Below are 22,916 nucleotides of genomic sequence, written 5' to 3' on the forward strand. Positions count from 1 at the left end.
GACAGAGCGTTAAGTAAAACTTAATGGCGCGACAAATTTCGCTAACTCATTAACATATATAAGAATTTGCTCTGCATTTTTGTGCGCTTTTGATGGTGGCGTCAGCGGCATCGTGTTAATACAAGGTTAAACCTGTGAGATAGCCTGCCGGAGAGCATCATGAAAAAGCGTTGGTCTTTAGCCTTACTGTTGTCACTCAGCGCCCTCAGCCAACTGGCTGCGGCGCAGCAGACGCTGCGTTTTGGCGTCGATCCCACTTTTCCACCGTTCGAATCCAAAGCCAGCGATGGCTCGCTGCAGGGTTTTGATATTGATCTGGGCAATGCCATCTGTGCGCAGGCCAAAGTGAAATGTCAGTGGGTGCCGATTGGCTTTGACGGCAGCATTCCGGCGCTGCAGGCGAAGAAATTTGACGCCATTCTGTCGGCGATGTCGATGACGGAGAAGCGCCGCGAGCAGGTGGCGTTCAGCGATATGCTGTATATCACGCCCAGCGCGCTGCTGACACCTGCCAATAGCACGCTGACGGCGGACATCAGCACGCTGCGCGGGAAGAATATCGGCGTCGCGCAGGGCACCATTCAGGAAACCTACGCCAAAACGAAATGGGCTCCGCAGGGCGTCAACGTGGTCTCGTATCCGAATCAGATGGAGATCTATCCGGATCTGGTAGCGGGTCGACTCGATGCCAGCCTGGCGAATGCGGTTTCGGCCGAGCAGGGCTTTCTCAACACGCCGGAAGGCAAGGGTTATGTCAATAAAGCCACGCTGGTGGATAAAGCATTATTGGGGAACGGCGTGGGTATCGGGCTGCGTAAAGGCGATACGGCCAATCTTACTTTAATTAACAATGCGCTGGCCGCGCTGCACAGCAACGGCACCTACGACCGGCTGGCGCAGAAGTACTTTAAGGTTAAGGTTTATCCCTAATCGCAGGGCGATCTGCCTTCATCACGCACAGGAAAATCATGTCTTTACTCCCTGATTATACCCAGCAGCGGGCGCGATTCCTGGCCGCTGTCACGCGCCAGCACGGCGCGCTGACTGCCTATCGCCATCCGCTGACCGCGCCCGACGGGGCTGCGCTGTACACCGACGTCGCGGTGATCGGCGATCCGGCGGCTCCCAAACGCATGCTGATTCTCTCCGGTACACACGGAGTGGAGGGCTATTACGGTTCAGACAGCCAGATCGCCTGGCTTGATAGCCTTGATGTCGCCGCGTTACCGCCCGACTGCGCCCTTGTGCTGGTCCATCTGCTAAATCCATGGGGCGCTGCGCATCTGCGGCGCGTCAATGAAGACAATATCGATCTCAACCGGAATTTCATCGATTTCAGCCAGCCCGCACCTGCTAATCCGCACTATGCGCTATGGCACGATCTGTACCACGGCGACCGCGCACATGCCGATCGGCTGCTGGCGGAGACACTGCAGCAGTCAGGCTGGCCGGCGCTGAAACGGGTAGTGGAAGCGGGCCAATATCAGGCAGCAGATGGCCTGTTTTATGGCGGGCAGCAGCCGGCCTGGTCGCACCGCATGCTGCACGCCATTGTCGAACAGCATCTGCGTCAGGCGCAGGTCATCCTGAGTTTCGACCTGCACACCGGTGCTGGCGCGTGGGGCCATCCGATGCTGCTGGCGATTGCTGAACAGCGCTATCCGGCGCATGACTGGGGCAAAACGTTATACGATGAGTGGCTGACGCTGCTGTTTACCGGCGCCGGGCGCGACAGCGACACCGGCGTGACCGCCACGGCAACGGGCTATGTCTCGCAGTTTCTGCTGACGTCGCTGCCTGACACGCAGCTGCTGCCATTGGTGGTGGAGTGCGGCACTTATCCGGGTGAGGAGATGCACCGCCGGGTGCGCGACGATCACTGGCTGCATCTGCAGGGCGATCCGGCAAGCCACGCCGGACGCGCGCTGAAGCAGCAGCTGGTGGAGGGGTTCTGGCCCGCCGATGAAGACTGGCGCGCCTTAACTGCGTTTCGTACCCGGCAGATTTTCCTGCGCGGCTGGCGCGCGCTGGTGGCTTACAACCGGCCGTAAAAGGTCATGCGCGCGGTTTCGGACAGCGCGATACCGGGCTGAGTGTTATAGGCCAGCACCGCCAGCATACGCGTGACATCGCCTTCGGTGGGCGTCACGCGGTGCAGCGAATTACGCCCGCGAAACAGCACCAGGTCACCGGCATCAATCTCCAGCGCCTCGACCGGCTGGCGCTGATCGAGCACGGCGGCGACGCCGTCGTAGTTCATCTCGCCGGCATCGGCATCGCGCAAATCTTTTACATACTCAAATACACCGCCGCCGCGCGGTTTTTGCACCAGCAGCGTGATGGCGAATGAGGAGTTGTCAAAATGCCAGCCGAGTTCCTGGCCGTCAGGAGCGTAATGCAGATTGATGGACGACAGCGGGTCGGCATACGGATACAGCGCGTCTTCGTCCAGCACATCACACAGAAAGCGTTTAAACAGTTCGTCATTGTACAGCTGACGCAGCGGCGATTCCGCTGCAATCACATCGTCGGTGATGCAGCCTTTGGTGCTGATTACGTCACGATTGCGCGGATGATCGGCACGGTACGCCTCGTCCGGCTTCAGCAGATAGACGTTGTGCTTGCTGACGGTGTGGTAAGCCAGATGGCGCTGGGCCAGCCCGTCAGCCACGATCGCCTGCAGCGCAGCCGGTTGCAAAAACTGACGCAGCACCAGCGCGCCGTGTTGCTCAAGCTGCTGGCGACAGTGCCGACGCCAGTCGGCGTCGGCCAGGGGGTGCAAATCAAATCGAATCAAAGCAGACATCGCGGTGGTTCTCTGAGTTGGCAGGTGTAGAGACTGTAACGGCCTGATATGTTGATGCCTAACGATAAATATTTAACGCCTTGCTAAGGAAACCTTAATGCCTGCACCCGCGTCGCGTTTGCCGAAAATCAGCGTGATTCAGTCGTTCAAAGTGGCGGCGGAACTTGGTAGCCTGGCGAAAGCCGCCGCACAGCTGGCGCTGACGCCGGCTGCCGTCAGCCAGCAAATTCGTCAGCTGGAAGCGCAGCTGGGCAGCGCACTGTTTGTGCGTACCCAGAGCGGCGTGATGCTGACGGAAACCGGCAAAGAGTATCTGCGCTACGTCAGTGAAGCGTTCGACATTCTGCATCTGGGGCAGCAAAATTTGCGCCATGCGGCCAGCATGCCAAAGCTGACGCTCTATTCATTGCCGGCGCTGGCATCGAAATGGCTGCTGCCGAATATTACCGCCTGGCGGGCTCACTGCCCGGGCTGCGATCTCAGCCTGCACGGCACTCATGCGCCGGTGGATTTCAGCGCCACACCGGCAGATTTTGTCATCTGCTTTGGTGAGGATCGCTACCCGCAACTCGACAAGCAACGGCTGTTCTGTGACGAGGTGCTGCCGGTCGCCAGTCCGGCGCTGATCCAGCGTTACCCGGGCGAATCGTTGCTCAGCCAGGCGCCGTTGATCCATCTGGACTGGGGCAATGAGGGACGCTTTCTGCCCGACTGGCGCAGCTGGTTTCAGGCCAAAGGCAGTATGGAGCCGGCGGCCCAGCCAGCATTCAGTTTTAATCTCACTTCACTTGCGATCGACGCGGCGGTAGCCGGGGCCGGTGTGCTGCTGGGGCAGCGTCGCCTGATTGTCGGCGAACTGGCGCGCGGCGCGCTACAGGTGGTGGATCCGCTCAGCCTGCCGCTGAGCAAACCCTATTTCCTCGCCTGGCCACAGCGCTCCCGCAGTCAGCCCGGCAGCGAGGCGCTGATTCAGTGGCTGACGCAGCTGGCGAGTTAACAAATTGTTAACTGCCGCAGCGTTCTGCGACAGGGATTGCCCTATGCTGATGCGCTTTGTGCGCAGTTGCGAAGAAAGGGAGTTCAGGCACGATGATTGATACCTCATTCTGGCTGACCACGCTGGTGGTCAGCATCACAATTCTGCTGTGGGCGCTGGCGCGGTTGCCGGAATACCTTACCGCGCTGCTGTTTTTTGCGGCGGCGATGCTGCTGTCGATAGCGCCAGCCAGCAGCGTATTCAGCGGTTTTGCCTCCTCAGCGTTCTGGCTGGTGCTGAGCGGTTTTGTGCTGGGCGCGGCGATCCGCAAAGTGGGCCTTGCCCAACGCTGGGCCAACTGGCTGGTGGTGCCGTTCAGCCAGAGCTGGCCGCGGATGGTGGCGGGCACGGTGCTGCTGAGTTATCTGCTGGCGCTGGTGATGCCGTCGAACATGGGACGCATCGCGCTGCTGATGCCGGTGGTGCTGGCGCTGGGCGAGCGGGCCGGTATCCGGCCGGGCAGTCGCGGCAGCATTGGGCTGGCGCTGGCGGTGGGCTTCGGCACCTTTCAACTCTCTGCCAGTATTCTGCCCGCCAACGTACCAAACCTGGTGCTGAGCGGCGCGGCGGAAAGCGCGTACCAGCTGCATTTGCAATGGCTGCCGTGGTGGCTGCTGCACATGCCGGTGGTGGGGCTGGGCAAAGGTATTCTGCTGGTTGCCTGCATTACGCTGCTGTTCCGCGCTCAGCCGCAGCCGGTGGCAACGCGGGAAGCATTGCCGGCGCTAAGCGGGCGCGAATGGCGGCTGATTGGCCTACTTGCCGTCACGTTACTGTTGTGGATGACCGACAGCCTGCACGGCTTATCTGCTGCGTGGGTCGGGCTGGCCGCGGCGTGTCTGTGTTTGTTACCGCGCGTGGGCTTTCTTTCGGGCGACGATTTTGCCAGCGGCGTCAATTTCCGCAACTGCATCTATATCGCCGGCATTCTCGGCGTCGCCACGGTGGTGGTGGACTCTGGCCTGGGGCGGCTCATCGCCAATGCACTGCTTCAGCTGCTGCCGCTGCATGACTCGCCGTCATTCAGTAATTTTGCCGTGCTCAATGCGCTGGTGACGCTGTTGAATTTTGTGCTCACCGCCAACGGCGTGCCGGCGATGGTTACGCCGATGGCGCAGGAGCTGGCTGCCGCTTCGGGCTTTCCGCTACTGAGCGTGGTGATGTTGCAGGTTTTTGCCTACGCCACCCCGCTGCTGCCATATCAGGCGTCGCCCATCGTGGTGGCAATGGGGCTGGGGAATGTGCCTGCCAGAGCCGGTTTGCAGCTGTGCCTGCTGGTGTTTGTGCTGAGCGCGCTGCTGCTGTTACCGCTGGATTATCTGTGGTTCCGGCTGCTAGGCTATGCCTGATACGCCGTCAGAGGTCACGAATTCGCTATGTCAGCTACTAACGATTGGGTTGATTTCCGTCGCGATGAGGAGACGGGCATCGAAAGTGTTAACGCGCACTTCTGCGGCCACGCTTACGATCCGCATGACCACGACGAATTGCTGGTCGGTGTGACGCAGCAGGGGCTGCAGCGCTTTAACTGTCACCGCGCGCTACACACCAGCACGCCGGGCCGCGCTATTCTGATTGAGCCGGGCGCGGTACACGATGGTCACGCGCCCGATGCCGCCGGTTTTACCTATGTGATGCTTTATCTGCCGCAACCCTGGGTGGCGGAGATGATGCAGCGCCGCGGGCTGGGCGATGTGGCGAATATTCAGGGGGCATTTCGCTCCACGCTCACCGATGATGCGCAGCTGGCCTCTGCGATTCAGCAGGCATGGTTTGCGGTGCATCAGCGGGAAGGGCGGCTGGCGCGCGATCAGAGCCTGGATCATCTGCTCACGCTGCTGTCCCGGCATCTGGAAAATAAACCCGGCATGCAACTCAGTGACGCTCAGCGGCAGATGCATCTGCTGCGTGACTATCTGCACGATTTTATGGCGCAGGATATCGGGCTGGACGATCTGTCGCGCCTGTCCGGCATTGATCGTTTCCGCCTGACGCGCCAGTTTAAGCAGGCGTTTGGCCAGTCGCCGCATGCCTATCTGGTGCGGCTGCGGCTGCGTAGCGCGCGTGCGCTGCTGGCACAGGGCGTTGAGCCAGTGCAGGTCGCAGCGCAGGTGGGCTTTGCCGACCAAAGCCATCTTGGCCGCTGGTTCCAGCGCGCTTATCGTCTGACACCCGCCGCCTATCAGCGCCAGTGCACAAACGTTCTATACCGCTCTCTGCCGGCTATCCGATGATGGGATTTTTAATCCTCAGCGGAGAGTTCTGACAGATGTTTGATACCAAAATTGCCCTGATCGTACGTGATGATTTAGCCATCTGGCAGCGCCTGAATGTGGTGGCTTTTCTGGCAACCGGCATTGCGGCGGCCGCGCCGGAGATGATGGGTGAACCCTACGTCGACGCGCTCGGTCGTCAGTACGGCAACATGGCCGGCCAGCCGATGCTGGTGTTTGCCGCCGATTTAGCCGGCCTGCAACGGGCGCATCGCCAGGGCGTAGAGCGTGAGTTAACGCTAATTCCTTACGTCGAAGCGATGTTTTCCACCGGCCACGATGCCGCCAACCGCGCGGTGTTTCTGGCCGAAGACGCCGATAATCTCAACCTGGTGGGGATCGCGCTGCACGGCCCGAAAAAGGCGGTGGATAAAGCCATCAAAGGGCTGGCGCTGCACAGTTGAACGGCGGGTGCGCCTGTTCAATCTGTTCTGCTGCCATTAGCAGCACATCTTCCCGATTGCGCAGTGCCAGAAGCTCCAGGCCAATGGGTAACCCTTCCGTACTCAGGCCGACCGGAATGCTGATTGCCGGTGCGCCGGTGACGGCTGAGATCAGCGCGTTGCTGCCAGGCTGCAACTCGCCATGCTTCACTGGCGGATGGCGGACGACCGGATAAGCGAGCAGGTCGATCTGCTGCTGCTGAAAAAACTGCGCCAGCTGCTGATACAGCCTCTGCTGGCGCAGCTGCACCTCGCGATAGCCGTCACTCTGCATGCCGGGATGCTGCGCGCGGGTTTTGAAGGTGGCCTCCAGCTGGGGATGATAGCGTCCTGACGCGGCAATCGCCGCCAGCGTGCGCAGCGGTGCCTGCGGTTTATCCGCCAGACAGGCGGCCAGCGCGTCAGCAAATTCATAGGCAATAATATTGGCTTCCGTCGCCAGCGTCTCCAGCTCAGGCCAGCTCAGCATGCGCGGCTGAAACGGTGCCACAGCATCCTGCACCGCCTGGTTAATCTCCGTTTCCTCTGCGGCAAATCCTTCCTGCCAGATGCCGATGCGCAACGGCCGGTCGGGACGGGAAAAACGCTGGCCCGTGAGTATTTCACTGATCAGCCGCAAATCAGCCGCGTAGCGCACCAGCGGTCCGGGGATATCCTGGGTAGGCGACAGCGGCACGATGCCAGCGCTGCTCAGTGCACCGCGCGTCATACGTAAGCCGAACAGGCCATTAAACGCGGCCGGAATGCGCACCGAACCGGCGGTATCACTGCCTATCGCCAGCGGCACGAAGCCTGCGGCCACCGCCACGGCTGAACCGCTGCTTGAACCTCCCGGAGAACGGCCTTGCTGCCAGGCATTATGGGTGAAGCCACTCAGCGACGACGCGCCGGTGATGCCTGCTGCCAGTTCATGCATGGTGGTTTTGCCGATGAGGATTGCGCCAGCCTGACGCAGAGCCGTAACCAGCGGTGCATCTTCGCTGGCAATCACATCGCGCAGCAGCGCCGAACCGGCACTGGTCGGCCAGCCTTTGACTTCAATGTTGTCTTTAATCAGCAGCGGAATACCGGCCAGTGGGCCAACTGGCGCATTCTGCTGCCGTGCGGCATCGCTGGCAGCGGCCGCAGCCAGCGCGTCATCGGCAAACAGCCAGCTGATGGCGTTGTAGCGCGGCTGATCCACGTCAGCAATGCGCTGCAGCGCAAATGTGGTGAGCTGGCGTGCGCTCACCCGGCGCTGGGCCAGCGCCTGTTGCATATCCCCCAGCGACGCGGTGAGGTAATCAGCGTATTGCATGGTTCAGGCCTCCACAGGAATCCATTGCCGCTCTGGCGAAACCCGGCCGCACGAACTGCCGGCAAAGTGTGAGCTGCACCAGAGTGCCTGATGGCTGATGCACCAGTCTATCAGTAACTGACGTGACGTTACGGCGCGTGGTAAATCCTCACAAAAAACTGAGTTCCATTGCGGATGTGCAAACTGAACTGGATGATGCATCACATCACCGCTAAATACCGCGTGGGCACCGGCGCTTTGCAGCACAATTGAAGCGTGATCGACGCTGTGGCCCGGCGTCGGCATATAGCGCAGCACACCGGCAAACAGCGGGGAGTGCTGCACATCAATGGTTTCCAGCTGGCCGCTCGCCAGCAGCGGCGCAAGGCTATCGTGATACAGCGCCTGCATCGACGGCGTGCTGCGGCACTGTGCCAGTTCACGCGCTGAACAGATGTAACGCGCATGACGAAACATCGGCTGCCAGCGGCCAGCGCGCCAGCAGGTATTCCAGCCGACGTGATCGGTGTGGATATGCGTCATCAGCACCAGCGTCACTTCATCAGGGTCGACGCCCGCTTCGGCCAGACGTTGCGGCCACGCGGTTTGCAGCTGGTGAAACAGCGGCTTGTTATCGCGGTTACGGCCATTGCCCGTTGCGGTATCAATCACGATGGTGTCGCGAGCGGTGCGCACCACCCAGCTATGGATGGATAGCTCTGCTGGCTGCTGTGCCAGCGTGTCGCCCATCGTCTCGCGGTGTGCCGGAAACAGCGCAGCGAAGGGGAGTGAGCTGGTCTGCTCGATCACTTTATCAATGCTGCATTCACCTATGTGCAGGGTCATATTGCCTCCTAAAGCGTGATGCCTGTTACTGCAGGTCACTATACTGAGCGCTGTTTCATTATTTAAATCGATTAAAATCATGAAAAGCATCAATGAAAATGATTTCAGCAAAATAGACCTTAACTTATTGATTGTGCTGCTGGTCATTTATGACGTGCGCAGCGTAACTCAGGCGGCAAACCGGCTTTATCTGGGGCAGCCGGCGGTCAGCGCGGCATTAAAAAGACTGCGGGCAATGTTTGACGATGCGCTGTTCGTGCGTTCCTCGCAAGGCATGACGCCCACACCGCGCGCAGAGCAGCTGGTGCGCCAGATCGCACCGCTGCTGCAGAGCGTCCATCGCGTTATTTTCACTGCCGATCGCTTTGATGCCGCGCACGATAGCCGCAGTTTTACGCTCGGCATGAGCGACTGGCTTGAGCACTGGCTGATGCCCGATTTACTGCTGCAGCTGGCCGCCTCGGCCCAAAATATTGATATCCGGGTGGTGGCTGCCGATCCGTGGCAGGCCATTCCGCTGATGGAGCAGCAGCAGGCTGACGTGGTGGTGACCGTCGGAGAGGAAACCAGTCACGATCTCACGCGGGAGCACATTGCGCGCGCCGGCTTCCGCACGGTATGGCATCGTGGACAAATTGACCTTGCGCCACCGCTGACGCTGGCGCAGTTCGTGCAGTATCAGCATGCGCTGGTCTCCTATCGCGGCGTGAGTGAAAGTGCGCTGGACGCCGCGTTAGCCCGCGAGGGGCTGACGCGCCGCGTGCGTTATGTCACGCCGCACTTCTCGGTGTTACCGCTAATGTTGCAGCGTCTGCCGCTGTTCGCGACCGTTCCGCAGGGACTGGTGCAGGCATGGCAACAGCGCTATGCGCTGAGTACGGCGGCGGTGCCGATCGGCATGCCGGATTATGCACTTTCGCTGCTGTGGCATAACGCCCGGGCCGAAGACCCGGCGCACCGCTGGCTGCGCGCCACGCTGCGTCAGCTGATCGAACGCAAGCTGGCGTGAAACGCTTACCACGGCACTACGCGGCCGAGGTAATCGAGATAGTGCAGGCCGCCACGTCCGGTCTGGCTTTCCACCGTGTTGAGCAGATTCGGGATGCTCTCCTCAATGCTCAGTCGCGCCCCGGCACCACCCATGTCGGTGCGCACCCAGCCTGGGGCCAGCAGCAGTAGCGTGCGTGCATCGTCGTGACGCGCGGCAAAGCTGCGCATAAACATATTCAGCGCCGCTTTACTGCCGCGATACACCTCGTAGTTGCCATGGGTGTTGTTGGTGAGACTGCCCTGGCCGGAGGACATCACCGCCAGCGTGCCGCGCGCGCTGACGTTATTTCTGAAGGTTTCCAGCACGCGCAGCGGGCTCAGCGCGTTGGTGACCATTACGCGAATAAACTCTTCCGTCGACACATCGGCAAGGGTTTCGCGATCGTCATTTTTCACGCCCGCGTTGACCAGCAGCAGATCAAACTGCTGGCCGCTTAGCCGCAGATGCAGAGCGTTGACCTCTGCTGGCACGGTGATGTCCACGCTCTCCACCGTCAGCTGCTGCGGGTAACGCTGCGCCAGCTGTTGCAGCGCGTGAAGGGAGTGCTGGCGGCCGGTCGCCACCACCTGATAGCCACGCTGCAGCATATTCTCCGCCAGCGCGAAGCCGATGCCGCGCGAAGCACCAATCAATAAAGCACGGGAAGCCTTGTTCATGACCCTCTCCTGGTTTTGGGGTGAGTGAAAAGTCTACCCTTGCATGACAACAGGCGGAACGCGCAGCATCTGCATAGATAACCTGCAGCAAACGCCTTGCCAGATGGCGCTCAATCAATAAGGATAATGCGATGAATAGCGTCGATTTGAATTTACTCCCTGCGCTGGACGCGCTGCTCAGTGAAGGCAGCGTAGTGGGCGCTGCGCGTCGCCTGGGGCTGAGCGAGTCAGCAATGAGCCGCACGCTGGGGCGACTGCGTGCCGCCACCGGCGATGCGCTACTGGTGCGCGCCGGGCGCGTGATGGTGCTGACGCCACACGCCGAAGCGCTGCGCAACCAGGTGCATGCCACTTTGCGGGACACGCAGGCGCTGCTGAGTCCACCCGCGCAACGCTTTGCTGCCGCTGAGCTGCAGCGCCACTTCACGCTGCGTACCAACGAAGGTTTTGTCGAAGCGTTTGGCAGCGCGCTGATCGCCGCAGTCCGCGCACAGGCGCCCGGCGTGCAGCTGCGCTTCATGCCGAAAGCAGAGAAAAATGATCGACCGCTGCGCAGTGGCGACGTCGATCTGGAGATTGGTGTTCTGGGCAATATGGGACCGGAGATTCGGCTGCAGGCGCTGTTTCGCGATCGCTTCGTCGGCGTGGTGCGCGCCGGGCATCCGTTACTCGCGGACGTGACGTTGGCGCAGCTGGCCGCATATGGTCACATCGTGGCGTCAAGGCGTGGTGAGCTGGGCGGGCCGGTGCATGAGGCGCTGCTCGCCGCCGGTTTTACCCGCCAAGTGGCGGCCGTGGTACCCGCTTTTTCCACTGCCGTCGCGCTCACGCTGCACAGCGACTGGCTGGCGCTGGTGCCGCATACGCTGTGCCTGCACCATCCGCTAATCAAACATAATCCGGCGTTTGCGATGTTTGAATTACCGTTTGCCACGCCAGAGGTGACGGTGTCACAGCTATGGCATCCGCGGCTGGAGCAGGATGCCGCACACCGCTGGTTGCGTGACACGGTACGGCAGGTATGCCGCGCTTAGATCAGCCGCCGCGCACCGAGCCGCGCCATACCACATCAGCCTGATACAGTAGCGTGTCGTGCTGCTGCTCACTCTGCGGCGTAAAACCACTCTCCGCCTGTTCCGTCTGCGTCAGCCACGCGATGGCGTCGCGGGCAAAGCGCTCCACCGGCTGGGCGAAGGTGGTGAGATTGTAAGAGGACCAGCCAGCCTGCGCGATGTTGTCGTAGCCGATCAGGCACAAATCCTCCGGCACACGCAGCTGGAAACGGTGGCGCGCTTCATCCATGAAACCGCAGGCCATCAGATCGGTGACGCAGAACACCGCGTCCGGGCGCTGATGGCGCGTCAGCAGGCGATGCGCCAGAATCTGACCGCTCTCATACGAGGTGGTACCGAACCGCTCCACGCTGACCGTCAGTCCGGCGCGCTCCGCCACGGCGATAAACGCCGCTTCGCGTTTGATCAGGCTCGGTGTACCGGCCAGTGAATTGGCGAACGCCAGCTGACGACAGCTGGCGCGCTGAAATGCCATCACCGCCGTTTCGGCCGCCGCCTGCGCGTCGAGGTTGATGCTGAGCGAGCCCGGCAGCGCTTCGTCGCGGTTGATCAGGATGATGCGCTGACCATGCTGATAGCACTGGCGGGTGATGGTGCGATCCGGCATGCCGGAGAGGATGATGGAGGCATCGGCGCGAAAATTGATCGCCTGCAGCAGCGCGGCGGAGACGCTGTTGTCGGAACGATCGGTATTAATCAGCATCGCCACTTTGCCCGCTTCCTGTAAAAACTGGGTCAGCCAGCGCACCAGCGTGGCGCGGTAAGGCGTGGCGATTTCAGAGACGATCAGGCAGACGATGCCGCTGCGGTTGCGCACCAGCCCGCGCGCCAGGTGGTTAACGTGATAGCCCAGCTCCTGCGCCGCTTTCATCACCCGGGCACGCGTGGCTGCAGAAACGCTGGCACCGGGCGTAAAGGCGCGCGACACCGCCGAACGCGACACGCCCGCGCGATCCGCCACATCCTGCGCGCTCACCCCGGCTTTGTCATTCTGCATCTTCAACTCCTCACAATTACGGCTGAAAAGCAGTCTGCCGTAAATTGCAAAGCTGTGCAATTTGTCTGCGATCACATTTGTTGCATTTTTGTGACACAGCCTGTCAATTGCAGATTGCGCTATTTGACAGGCTATTTACTGTTCATTACTAATTTGCACACACGTGCAAATAAAAACCTCTGTTAAGCACGGAACCCTGCCAACCAAGGAGAACATCATGCGCTACACCTCACTGGCCATCGCGCTGTCCCTCAGTTGCACCACGCTGCCGTTTGCTGCGACGGCCGCTGGCAATCTCAATATGGTCTGCTCGGCGGACGTGGTGGTGTGCGAACACATGACGCGCATTTTCAGCCAGGCACATCCGGATATTAAAGTCAGCATGGTGCGGCTGTCGGCGGGTGAAGCCTATGCCCGCCTGCGCAGCGAAGCGCGTAACCCGCGCACCGACATCTGGTGGGCCGGTACCGGCGATCCGCATATGCAGGCGGCGGAAGAGGGGCTGACGCAGCCGTATAAATCGCCGCTGCTCGACCAGCAGCAGGACTGGGCGCAGAAGCAGGCGGAAAACTCAGGTTACCGTACGGTCGGGATTTATGCCGGTGCGCTCGGCTGGGGCTACAACACCAAACTGCTGGCGGATAAAAAGCTCAAAGCGCCAGCCTGCTGGGCTGATTTGCTCGATCCGGCCTTCAAAGGCGAAATTCAGATTGCCAATCCGAACTCGTCCGGCACCGCCTATAACACCCTGGCGACGCTGGTGCAGATCATGGGCGAGGACAAAGCGTTTGATTACCTGAAAAAGCTCAACGCCAACATTTCCCAGTACACCAAATCCGGCTCGGCACCGGTGAAGGCAGCGGCGCGCGGCGAAACCACCGTGGGCATCGTGTTTATGCACGACGCGGTGGCGATGGAAGTCGACGGCTTCCCGATCAAAACCGTCGCGCCCTGTGAAGGCACTGGCTACGAGATTGGCTCAATGTCGATCGTCAAAGGGGCACGCAATCTGGCCAATGCCAAAGTGTGGTACGACTGGGCGCTTAGCGCCGAAGCGCAGTCGCACATGAAAGAGGCCAAATCCTTCCAGCTGCCGTCAAACCGCAGTGCAGAGATCTCCGAATACGCGCCGCGCTTCGAGAACATCAAACTGATCGATTATGACTTCAAAACCTACGGCGATTCCGCCAAACGCAAAGTGCTGCTGAGCCGCTGGGATAAAGAGATCGGCGCCAGCGCGCAGTAATGCCGCATCGCCGGACGCTGCCGCTGACGGCGGCTTGCCGGTTCCGACAGCGCTAAGGATGGCGCGATGATCCCGCATTGAGGTAACACATGAACGCAAATAATCGCCGTCTGACAGGCGCGCTGCTGCTGGGCGCCGTCGCGCTGTTGCTGCTGCCGTGGTACAGCCTGGAAGCAGGCTTTTTCGATAGCGGCTGGCTGCTTAACCTGTGGCGTGATGAAGCCAGCGCGCCGGCACTGTGGCAGATCGGCAGCCATCCGTGGCTGGCGCTCGCCGTGGCGCTGCTGGCGCTGTGCGCCGCCTGCGGTTTACTGCCCGGCAGCGCACGCAGCCGGTTGCTGCTGCTGTTCAGCGCGCTGGGCGTGTTCTTCCTGATTGTGGAAGGGCACGCGATTGGTTACAGCGGCTGGAGCTGGCTGTGGCTGGAAAACCGCTTCGGCGCGCTGCCGCAGGGGCAGCCAGCGATGGGCGCTGGCGCGCTCCTGCTGCTGACCGTATTTTTGCTGCTGTTCTCGTTTGCGCTGGCCGAACGCGGCGTGCTGAAAGGCGATGCCTTTGTGGTGGCGTCGCTGGTGCTGCTGACTGCGCTGGTCAGCATCTTCGTACTCTATCCGGTGCTCAGCATGTTTGTGGTATCGGTGCAGGACGTTGACGGCAGTTTCAAACCGGACGGTTTGATCAGCAATCTGCAGGACCCGTCGATCTGGAGCCTTGCCTGTCTGAAAGGCGGCACCTGCGGCACCGCGTGGCGCACGCTGTGGCTGGCGCTAATGACCGCCAGTGGTTCGACGCTGCTGGGTCTGGCCTTTGCCCTGGCGGCCACGCGCACGCCGCTGCCCTGCAAAAAAGCGCTGCGCATGCTGACCATTCTGCCAATCATCACGCCACCGTTCGTGATTGGTCTGGCGCTGATTTTGCTGTTCGGTCGCTCGGGCGTGGTGACGGAGCATCTGGCGGCGCTATTTGGCATCGAGCCCGGCCGCTGGCTGTATGGCCTGACCGGTATCTGGATTGCCCAGGTGCTGTCGTTCACGCCGATTGCCTTTCTGGTGCTGATTGGCGTGGTGGAGGGCGTCAGTCCGTCGCTGGAAGAGGCATCGCAAACGCTGCGCGCCAACCGCTGGCGCACCTTTAGCCGCGTTTCACTGCCGCTGATGGCGCCGGGGCTGGCCAATGCCTTTTTGATCAGCTTCATCGAAAGCATGGCCGATTTCGGTAATCCGATGGTGCTGGGCGGCAGTCATGGCGTGCTCTCAACCGAAATTTTCTTCTCGGTGGTAGGCGCGCAAAACGATCCGAGTCGCGCCGCGGTGCTGGCGATGATTCTGCTGTGCTTCACGCTGGCCGCCTTTGTGCTGCAGCGGCTGTGGCTGGGTGGCAAAAACTTCGCCACGGTGACCGGCAAGGGCGACGGCGGCAAACATGGTCAGCTGCCGCGTCTGCTGCGCTACGGCGTATACGGCATGGTGATTCCATGGGGTCTGTTTACCCTGGTGATCTACGGCATGATTGTGGTGGGCGGCTTTGTGCAGTCGTGGGGCCTGAACGATGCGCTGACCATCGAACACTACGTGCGCGCTTTCCGCGTCAGCGTCAGTGACGGTCATCTGCTGTGGAGCGGCGTGGCGTGGAACTCGTTCTGGACCACGCTGGAAATTGCCCTGATTGCCGCACCGCTCACCGCCGTGGTGGGCCTGCTGACCGCCTGGCTCATCGTGCGGCAGAAATTTGCCGGTCGTCAGACGTTTGAGTTCCTGCTGATGCTGAGCTTTGCCATTCCCGGCACGGTGATCGGCGTCAGTTACGTGATGGCCTATAACCTGCCGCCGCTGGAGATTACCGGCACCGCAATGATCCTGATTGCCTGCTTTGTGTTCCGCAATATGCCAGTCGGCGTGCGCGGCGGTATCGCAGCGATGAGCCAGCTGGATAAAAGCCTTGATGAAGCGTCACTGACGCTGGGTGCCAGCAGTTTCCGCACGCTGCGCAAAGTGGTGCTGCCACTGCTGAAACCGGCGATCAGCGCGGCGCTGGTGTACGCCTTTGTCCGCGCCATTACCTCGATCAGCGCGGTGATCTTCCTTGTCAGCGCCCAGTACAACATGGCGACGTCCTACATCGTCGGGCTGGTAGAGAATGGCGAATACGGCGTCGCCATCGCTTACTCCACGGTGCTGATTGTGGTGATGCTGCTGATCATTGGCGTGTTCCAGTGGCTGGTGGGCGAACGTCGCCTGCGCCGCGTGGCGCGCCCGGTGGACGTCGCCGCGCCACCTGCTTCCCCTTCGTTAACTCAGGAGAGTGCCGTATGACCGCGATTACTGCTGGTTCCGTGGTGTTTGAACACGTCGAAAAACGCTTTGCCGGTTTTACCGCGCTGCCGGATTTATCGCTGACGGTGGAGCCGGGTACGCTGGTGACGCTACTGGGGCCTTCCGGCTGCGGCAAAACCACCACGCTGCGCCTGCTGGCCGGCCTGGAGCATCCGACTTCGGGGCGCATTTTGATTGGTGGTAAAGACGTGACGCATCTGCCAGCCAACGAGCGCGACGTGGCGATGGTGTTTCAATCCTACGCGCTGTTTCCGCACATGAGTGCGCTCGACAACATCATGTACGGCCTGCAATCGTCCGGCATGAGCAAAAAGGAAGCGCAGGATCGTGCGCGCGAAGGGCTGAAACTGGTCGGGCTGGAGAGTCAGGGGCAGCGGCTGCCGTCCGAACTTTCCGGTGGGCAGCAGCAGCGCATTGCGGTGGCGCGCGCGCTGGTGCTGGAGCCGCAGGTACTGCTGCTGGATGAGCCGCTCTCCAATCTCGACGAGCGCCTGCGCCGCCGGGTGCGCACGGATATTCGTGATTTGCAGCAGCGGCTGGGCTTCACGGCGGTGTATGTCACGCACGACCAGGAAGAGGCGCTGGCGGTGTCGGATAAAATTATTGTCATGAAAGAGGGCGATATTGCTCAGCAGGGCGCGCCGGAAAGCCTGTATCACGCGCCCAATTCGGTGTTCATCGCTGACTTTATGGGCGAAGCCAATATTCTGCCGTGCGAAGTCGAACAGGTAGAAGGCAGCGAAGCGCTGGTGCGACTCGGCAGGCAGCGCTATCGCGTGCGCGGTAACGGCGTTGCGACCGGATCCGCGCAGCTGTCGGTCAGACCGCAGTTCATTACCCTGCACAGCGGTGCTGAAGGCGCACTGCGCGGCGAGGTGACGCATGCCACCTGGCTGGGCGATCACATCGAATACGAGGTCAACACGGAACTGGGCTCGCTGTTTATCGTCGATGCGCAGATGGAGCAGCAGCTGCCGCTGGCCGCACGGGTGGCGATTGATTTTAAACCTCAGGGTCTGGCCCTTATTGCCGGTTAATTTAAGGATAACGCATGAGTGATACGAAAAATGACGCGCTGCAGTCGCGTCTGCTGCTTGCCGAGCGCGTCGCGCGGGCGGGCGGTGAAAAGGCGCTGGCCTATTTCAATCAGCGTGACACGCTGGTGGTGGAGACCAAACACGACCTGCAGGATGTGGTCTCACGCGCTGACCGCGAGGTGGAACAGATGATCGACCAGCAGATTCGCGCCAGCTTCCCTGACGACGGTTTTCTTGGCGAGGAGTACGGCCTGCAGCCGGGCACGTCAGGCTATACCTGGGTGGTCGACCCGATTGACGGCACCAGCCCGTTCCTCAACGGTATGCCAAACTGGTGTGTTTCCGTTGCGGTGCTGCATGACGGCGTACCGGTGATTGGCGTGATCTTTGCGCCGACCTATCAGGAGTGCTACGTCGCCGCGCTCGGCCAGGGCGCAACGCTGAATGGCCGCCGTTTGCAGGTGGATCCGTCACGTACGCTGCAAAATCACGTGACCGGCTTTGGTGCCAATAGCTATGTCAGCCCGGAAGAGGTGGGCCGCCTGCTGGCGTCACTGCTGGCAGCGGGTGGCAACTTTATCCGTATCGGATCTGGTGCGCTGATGCTGGCGTGGGTGGCAGCCGGACGCGTGGTGGGCTATTTCGAACCCTACATGCACGCGTGGGATTGCCTGGCCGGTTACTGTCTGGTGAAAGAGGCCGGCGGCTGGTATCACCCGTTTAACACCGAGGGCGATCGGCTGTTAAAAGGCGCGCAGGTGCTGGCGGTGGCGCCGGGTGCGCAGGAAGAGCTGAGGCGGATTGCCGGCGTTTAAGTGGTGCATTTCACGGCCGCGCGACGTTTTCCGGGTCGCCATCGATGGCGACCTTACAACGCTTTGCGCTGTCGTAACTGGATAATGGCATGATTTCAAACGATTACGTGGTGACTTAAACCGCCACGAACTCGCGGTATCCCGACCAAATCACATACACCGCGAAATAACAGAAAATCAGCGCTGAGGCGAGATACGAATACTTCAGCAGGCGCTCGCCCAGCAGCTTTCCGCCCATGCTGCCGATCAGGCAGATCACACAGGTCCACACCACCCCGGCGAGGAAAAAACCGCTAAGAAACCACGAAGTTGCACCGGCATCACTGTGGCCGATGCGAGCTATCAGCGCGCCGCCCACGCTGGCGAACCACAGAATCGCCGTCGGTGACGACATCGCCAGCACGATGCCGCGCCGAAATTCGCGCAGCAGTGAACGATAAGGCTGGGTTTCAGCTGCGGGGATGTCGATTTTTTTGGCCAGCGCGGCGTAAAGCATTTTAGCGGCAAACCACAGCAGCAAGATGCCGCCGCCAATCCATAGCAACCAGCGCACCGGCGTAAACTGCAGTATCACCGCCATGCCAGCCATCGCCAGCAAGGCGTAAATTAAATCGCCCACGCAGGTGCCCATGCCCAGCCAGAAACCGTGCAGATAACCGCGCTGCATCGCCAGCGTCAGCATGGCGATGTTGGCGAGTCCGATATCCAGACACAGCGATAAACTCAATAAAAAACCATTAGAAAACGGCAGCATAACGTCGTGACCATCCCTGAGTTCGGTAAAGGAAAGATTAAAGCACGCGTGCCGGGGCTTTTTACACTGCTTCCTGCCAGCCATAACCAAACGCTATGACCCGTTAGCAAAGGCACAATTAAATAAACCGATTTGTGAAGCCGATCGGCCTGCGCAGCTTTGCGCGCAGGGAATGCCACTATAGTCGTTAACGAGACGTTAACAACGTCCGTTTCAATACAAAAAATTAACCTGGTTTGGGCGCAGGCCCGTGAAAATTCCGATTATGGTGGAAAGACAATGAGTGGATACCCAAAACCGGCAACTGGCGGTTTAGCAACAAACTTAACCGTGGCAATATCACTAGCTCTATTGACGCTGGCGGGGAGTGCTATGGCGCAGAACACGGAACATCATCAAACAGCATTAGTCGGCACCTGGACCAGTATTCCGGATGCCCCTGCGGTACAAAAGCCGGATCGACCCAGTGAAGGTTTGTATCGCATGCAGGTCAACAGCGACGGGACGCTCAAGCCGCTGGAGGTGATCAGGATGAAAAGCCCGTCGTGGATCGTTAAATCACGCGACGGGCGGTTTGCTTATACCACCAATGAGGAAAATGCCGGTGCCGTTACCGCGCTGGCGATCGATAAACAGGGCGCAGTGCGGGTGCTGAATCAGGTCGACAGCCACGGCGAGCAGCCGACGCACGCCACTCTCAGCCCGGACGGCAAATTCCTGTTTGTCGCCAACTATTCGGTGGCGAAAGGCGGAGCAGGGGTGACGGTGTTCCCGATTGCGTCGGACGGCAAGCTGGGCGAACAGGTCCAGCATTTCGCGTTCAGCGAAGGCAGCGGCGTGGTAAAAGATCGGCAGGATGGCGGCCATGCGCACTCCACTACCTTTACCCATGATGGCCGCTATCTGTATGCGGCCGATCTCGGTGACGACAAACTGCACGCCTATCGCTACCACGCGGATCGGCGAGAGCCGCTGCAGGCGGATACCAGCCGTGATGTAAGCTTTGCGCCAGGTGCGGGTCCGCGCCACATGGTGTTCTCCGCCGACGGTAAACACGCTTATGTGATTACTGAAATGGCGGGCGAAATCGTGGTGTTCCGCGTCACTGATGACCGGCTGGAACGGCAGGCACAGGTGGCGCTGAATACGCAAAACAGCAGCGCCGCCTATAAAAGCGGTGGCGGCATCATTCTCAGCCCGCAGGGTAAATTCCTGCTTGCCGCTAACCGCGGATCTGACAATCATCTGCTGGTGTTTAAGATTGCCGCCGATGGCAGCCTGACAGATCCACAGCGCTATGCCGCCGACGGTATTGAGCCGCGCGCGCTGGCGTTTGATAACAGCGGTAAACACCTCTATGTCACCAACGTGTTTACCAACACCATTACGCTGTTTGATTTTGATGCGCACAGCGGCAAGCTGAGCGCGCGCGGTGTGGCGGCGAAGCTGGCAACGCCAACCGACATCAAATTCTTTAACTAACTGCCCTTTCACTCATCCGGTGCGCGTGACGGCGCACCGTCTTCCGCCATGGCCGACAGCGCGCTTTCCAGCGAAGCCGGAAACATCTGGCCGTGACTGAGCCCGGGAAACAGCTGGAAGCGAGCCGCCAGGCCGTTCTCCTGCATGCCGTCGAGGGTGGTGCGAATCCGGCTCAGCACATCGCTGACGCCAGAACGGGATTCGCCGTTGCCTTCCATCAGCACCAGCTGCTTCTGCTTGAACGATGCGGGCGTCACCGCCGCCATCTGCTGCAACAGCGTTGCGTCGCCGCGCAGGGAAGGACTGGCGGCAAAATAGCGCTGGAAAAATCCGGAGGTTAAATAGCTGTCCAGCACAAACAGCCCGCCATAAGAGTGGCCCCACAGCGCACGCTGCTGCGCATTGATCGACAGATTCCGTTCGGCACGCGGCGCGATAGTCTGTTCCAGCAGCTGGCGGAATGCGGCGCTGCCGCCGGCTGGCCGGCCGCGACGATCCTGCACCTGCTGCGGCGGGGTGTAATCCAGCGTGCGCGCAGCGAGATCAAACGGCAGCGGGGTCTGATAGCCTACCGCCACCAGCACCGACGGGTTGCCTGCCGCCAGCTTCTGCAACAGTGCTTCGCTAAGATGGTTCATCACGGCGTTGCCATCCAGCATATACAGCACCGCGTAACCGTTGGCCGGTGCGGGTTTACGTGGCACCGCCGTCCACACCTTGTAGTGGCGCTGGCCGTCAGCGGAATCAAACGTGTTAACAGTGAAGCGATACCAGGCAGAGCCTTTGTCGGCAATATTGGGTCCGAGCGGCGTCATATCAGGCCGGGCGAAACCGACAGCGGGGCTGAGCAGCAGGCTCAGCAGGGTGAACAGCGGAATGATAAAGCGATAAATCATGGCGCTTCCTTACTAGCTGGCGAGTCAATTACTTCCGTGTCACAGCGAAAGCGCCAGACAGATTAGTGATAATGATTATTAATTTCAACAACCATTTTGCACCGTCATGCGCCGCGCGGAAGTGTAAAGATTTCGTCAGGATCGCCGATAACGTAGCGGTATAATACCAGCGAGGATAGTCAGGATGATTAACGGTATCGGACCGGGTAGTTTCTCACCGCTCCATCTCAGCAGCGCCAGCGCACGCGTGACCAGCAGCACGGCAAGCAATGCGACCCGGCAAAATAGTCTGACGGCAGACGCCTCAGCGAAAGTCACCTTTAGCGAAGCCACCGACGCCATCTCTGCGGTGTACCAGATGACGCCGGCGCGCGTCACCGCCAGCACGCCTCTTTCGCCTGATATGCAGACGCAGGCGATGGGTGCGCTGCGCAGCTCGGGCGTCAGCATGAACGGCATTGGCAGCGCGTTGCTGAGCGCACTGACGCAGCAGCGTGACGATGTCACCATCAGCGTACCGGCCAGCGGCGGCGCGCAAACTGACACGCAGAGCGCGGTGGCGCTGGAGATTACCACTCAGTCCGGCGTGAGCCTGACTCTGCAGATGACGCGGCAGCAGGATGGCGTAGCGGTGGCACTGAAAACCACTCACGGTAAGCTGAGCGATGACGAAGCTGCGGCAATCGCCAAACTTTCCGGCGCGCTGGAGAAAACCCTGAGCGGGCTGGATAACGGCAACGGTAAACTGGATGTCGGTGACCTGCTCAGTTTTGACAGTAACCAGCTGGCCAGCATTGATCTGAAAACCGACCTGCGTCGCAGCGGCGAAGTGATGCAGTCGCTGAATCTGCATGCCGACCCGGGCTCACGCTGGCTGGGTTTCCATAATGCTGACGCCAGTTTCAAACTGACGACGGACATGCGCAGCCTGGCGCAGGCCAGCAACGCCGGTCAGCAGCAGAGCGCCCTGGCGCAGTGGAGCGCGAAATTTGATCAGGCCGCTTCGCGCGGTCACGGCGATCGCGCGGCGCTGGCACTGTTTAAGCAGGGTTTCGAGAGCTTAAACAGCACCAGCGCGGCGGCCGGCGTGGCGATGCGCACCCCGCAGGCGATCACCGTAGGCGCGCATGCGGCGCAGGCCGGTGCCATCAGCGGCCTGGCAGATTTCTCGGCCAGCTATCACCAGACGGCGCGCTCCAGCAATCCGCTGAAGCCGGAAGAAGAAGATACTTTCGCTCTGGATGTGGCGCAGCGCAGCAGCCAGCAGAAGAACGGCGATACGCAGCGCATGACGCAGGAAACCCTGTTTAAGCTGAACGCCAGTTTTCATACCGCGCTAAGCGCCAGTTCGCCGCTGGCGCTCAATGAAACCAAAGAGTCACAAAACTATCACTACCACCAGATTCACGATGAAACGCGCAGCACCACTGAGGTGACGCAGGATGCGCAGGGCAATCTCACCGCCCGTTTCGCCCGGCAGCTGACGCAGCAGGAAACGGTGAAGACCTATCAGCTGGCGAAGTTGATTGACAGCACCAGCACACCGCACAGTGAGAAGAGTGAATCGACGCGCCACTATTCCCCGGCGATGTATCTGGCGCAGGCGTAATACCAGGATAACGTAATGCCCACTTTATTGCGCCAGCCCATGGCGCAATAAAACCATAATGTCATTTATCACTATCGATAGCGGAATTAATACTTAAGATAATTCGCCCGTGTCACTCAGCGTGATAACCTTGTATCTCCGCGCCCGCTAACGCCTTCTTATCCCTGATAAATTCTTTATTCTCTTTCTGCATGCCGTTTGCCGGATATAGCATAACCGCGCTCTTTACCGCTGTTATTCCCGCTGATTATCATCGCGCCCAATCTGTTATTAAATTACGGCTCTCT

21 protein-coding genes are annotated in these 22,916 nt (G+C 60.3%); 14 read left to right on the plus strand and 7 right to left on the minus strand.

Annotated elements, in window-relative coordinates:
• Positions 1-159: 159 nt before the first annotated feature.
• Both F3I21_RS11070 and F3I21_RS11075 read left to right on the plus strand, forming a co-directional pair.
• Complete coding sequence (locus F3I21_RS11070) at positions 160-930, plus strand: transporter substrate-binding domain-containing protein (protein WP_150058902.1); 771 nt, start codon at positions 160-162, stop codon at positions 928-930.
• A 38-nt stretch (positions 931-968) separates the two neighbouring features.
• A complete protein-coding gene (locus F3I21_RS11075) occupies positions 969-2,051 on the plus strand; it encodes a DUF2817 domain-containing protein (RefSeq protein WP_150058903.1) in 1,083 nt (360 codons plus the stop codon).
• Here the strand turns inward: F3I21_RS11075 and F3I21_RS11080 are convergent.
• A complete protein-coding gene (locus F3I21_RS11080) occupies positions 2,036-2,806 on the minus strand; it encodes a 2OG-Fe(II) oxygenase (protein WP_088517383.1) in 771 nt (256 codons plus the stop codon). The genes F3I21_RS11075 and F3I21_RS11080 overlap by 16 nt on opposite strands.
• Positions 2,807-2,903: 97 nt before the next feature.
• On the opposite strand from F3I21_RS11080, the gene F3I21_RS11085 reads away from it, so the two are divergent.
• From F3I21_RS11085 to F3I21_RS11100, 4 genes are all read left to right on the plus strand, one after another.
• On the plus strand, positions 2,904-3,803 hold the full coding sequence (locus F3I21_RS11085; protein WP_150058904.1) for a LysR substrate-binding domain-containing protein: 900 nt from the start codon (positions 2,904-2,906) through the stop codon (positions 3,801-3,803).
• A gap of 92 nt (positions 3,804-3,895) precedes the next feature.
• Positions 3,896-5,191, plus strand: a complete 1,296-nt coding sequence (locus F3I21_RS11090; RefSeq protein ID WP_150058905.1) for an SLC13 family permease — start codon at positions 3,896-3,898, stop codon at positions 5,189-5,191.
• A gap of 27 nt (positions 5,192-5,218) precedes the next feature.
• The gene (locus F3I21_RS11095; protein ID WP_059009250.1) at positions 5,219-6,076 is read left to right on the plus strand and encodes an AraC family transcriptional regulator; all 858 of its coding nucleotides are present in this window, start codon (positions 5,219-5,221) and stop codon (positions 6,074-6,076) included.
• A gap of 35 nt (positions 6,077-6,111) precedes the next feature.
• Positions 6,112-6,519 (plus strand): DUF2000 family protein, encoded by a 408-nt coding sequence (locus F3I21_RS11100; protein WP_150058906.1) that lies wholly within the window; start codon positions 6,112-6,114, stop codon positions 6,517-6,519.
• Here F3I21_RS11100 and F3I21_RS11105 read toward each other — a convergent pair.
• Together F3I21_RS11105 and F3I21_RS11110 are read right to left on the minus strand one after the other, a co-directional pair.
• A complete protein-coding gene (locus F3I21_RS11105) occupies positions 6,494-7,855 on the minus strand; it encodes an amidase (protein ID WP_150058907.1) in 1,362 nt (453 codons plus the stop codon). The genes F3I21_RS11100 and F3I21_RS11105 overlap by 26 nt on opposite strands.
• 3 nt (positions 7,856-7,858) lie before the next feature.
• On the minus strand, positions 7,859-8,680 hold the full coding sequence (locus F3I21_RS11110; RefSeq protein WP_021508943.1) for an MBL fold metallo-hydrolase: 822 nt from the start codon (positions 8,678-8,680) through the stop codon (positions 7,859-7,861).
• A gap of 79 nt (positions 8,681-8,759) precedes the next feature.
• On the opposite strand from F3I21_RS11110, the gene F3I21_RS11115 reads away from it, so the two are divergent.
• Entirely contained in the window at positions 8,760-9,689 is a 930-nt protein-coding gene (locus F3I21_RS11115; RefSeq protein ID WP_150058908.1) for a LysR family transcriptional regulator, read from the plus strand.
• A 5-nt stretch (positions 9,690-9,694) separates the two neighbouring features.
• On the opposite strand, the gene F3I21_RS11120 is transcribed toward F3I21_RS11115, so the two are convergent.
• Positions 9,695-10,387, minus strand: a complete 693-nt coding sequence (locus F3I21_RS11120; RefSeq protein WP_150058909.1) for an SDR family NAD(P)-dependent oxidoreductase — start codon at positions 10,385-10,387, stop codon at positions 9,695-9,697.
• Positions 10,388-10,518: 131 nt separating this feature from the next.
• Between F3I21_RS11120 and F3I21_RS11125 the strand changes: the two genes are divergently transcribed.
• Positions 10,519-11,421, plus strand: coding sequence for a LysR family transcriptional regulator (locus F3I21_RS11125; RefSeq protein WP_150058910.1), 903 nt, complete (start codon positions 10,519-10,521; stop codon positions 11,419-11,421).
• Position 11,422: 1 nt separating this feature from the next.
• Here F3I21_RS11125 and F3I21_RS11130 read toward each other — a convergent pair whose 3' ends face one another.
• Positions 11,423-12,457, minus strand: a complete 1,035-nt coding sequence (locus F3I21_RS11130) for a LacI family DNA-binding transcriptional regulator (protein WP_150058911.1) — start codon at positions 12,455-12,457, stop codon at positions 11,423-11,425.
• Between the two features lie 217 nt (positions 12,458-12,674).
• Between F3I21_RS11130 and F3I21_RS11135 the strand changes: the two genes are divergently transcribed.
• The 4 genes from F3I21_RS11135 to F3I21_RS11150 all read left to right on the plus strand — a co-directional run bounded on the left by F3I21_RS11135 (position 12,675) and on the right by F3I21_RS11150 (position 17,888).
• Positions 12,675-13,703: an ABC transporter substrate-binding protein gene (locus F3I21_RS11135; RefSeq protein ID WP_150058912.1), complete on the plus strand. Its 1,029-nt coding sequence runs from the start codon at positions 12,675-12,677 to the stop codon at positions 13,701-13,703.
• An 89-nt stretch (positions 13,704-13,792) separates the two neighbouring features.
• Positions 13,793-16,015, plus strand: a complete 2,223-nt coding sequence (locus F3I21_RS11140) for an iron ABC transporter permease (protein ID WP_150058913.1) — start codon at positions 13,793-13,795, stop codon at positions 16,013-16,015.
• The gene (locus F3I21_RS11145) at positions 16,012-17,073 is read left to right on the plus strand and encodes an ABC transporter ATP-binding protein (protein WP_021508950.1); all 1,062 of its coding nucleotides are present in this window, start codon (positions 16,012-16,014) and stop codon (positions 17,071-17,073) included. Before F3I21_RS11140 ends, F3I21_RS11145 begins: the two co-directional genes overlap by 4 nt.
• Positions 17,074-17,087: 14 nt before the next feature.
• Positions 17,088-17,888, plus strand: coding sequence for an inositol monophosphatase (locus F3I21_RS11150; protein ID WP_150058914.1), 801 nt, complete (start codon positions 17,088-17,090; stop codon positions 17,886-17,888).
• 115 nt (positions 17,889-18,003) lie between these two features.
• Here the strand turns inward: F3I21_RS11150 and F3I21_RS11155 are convergent, their stop codons facing one another.
• The gene (locus tag F3I21_RS11155) at positions 18,004-18,642 is read right to left on the minus strand and encodes a LysE family translocator (RefSeq protein WP_150058915.1); all 639 of its coding nucleotides are present in this window, start codon (positions 18,640-18,642) and stop codon (positions 18,004-18,006) included.
• A 372-nt stretch (positions 18,643-19,014) separates the two neighbouring features.
• Here F3I21_RS11155 and F3I21_RS11160 point away from each other — a divergent pair, with 372 nt between their 5' ends.
• Positions 19,015-20,124 carry a lactonase family protein gene (locus F3I21_RS11160; RefSeq protein ID WP_150058916.1) on the plus strand — a complete coding sequence of 370 codons (1,110 nt, stop codon included), beginning with the start codon at positions 19,015-19,017 and terminating at the stop codon, positions 20,122-20,124.
• Positions 20,125-20,132: 8 nt separating this feature from the next.
• Here the strand turns inward: F3I21_RS11160 and F3I21_RS11165 are convergent, their stop codons facing one another.
• Positions 20,133-21,020, minus strand: coding sequence for an alpha/beta hydrolase (locus F3I21_RS11165; RefSeq protein WP_190286087.1), 888 nt, complete (start codon positions 21,018-21,020; stop codon positions 20,133-20,135).
• A 184-nt stretch (positions 21,021-21,204) separates the two neighbouring features.
• Between F3I21_RS11165 and F3I21_RS11170 the strand changes: the two genes are divergently transcribed.
• A complete protein-coding gene (locus tag F3I21_RS11170) occupies positions 21,205-22,629 on the plus strand; it encodes a hypothetical protein (protein ID WP_150058917.1) in 1,425 nt (474 codons plus the stop codon).
• Positions 22,630-22,916: the final 287 nt, after the last annotated feature.

The sequence above is a fragment of the Pantoea sp. B_9 genome (assembly GCF_008632015.1).
GTDB classification, from domain to species: domain Bacteria; phylum Pseudomonadota; class Gammaproteobacteria; order Enterobacterales; family Enterobacteriaceae; genus Pantoea; species Pantoea dispersa.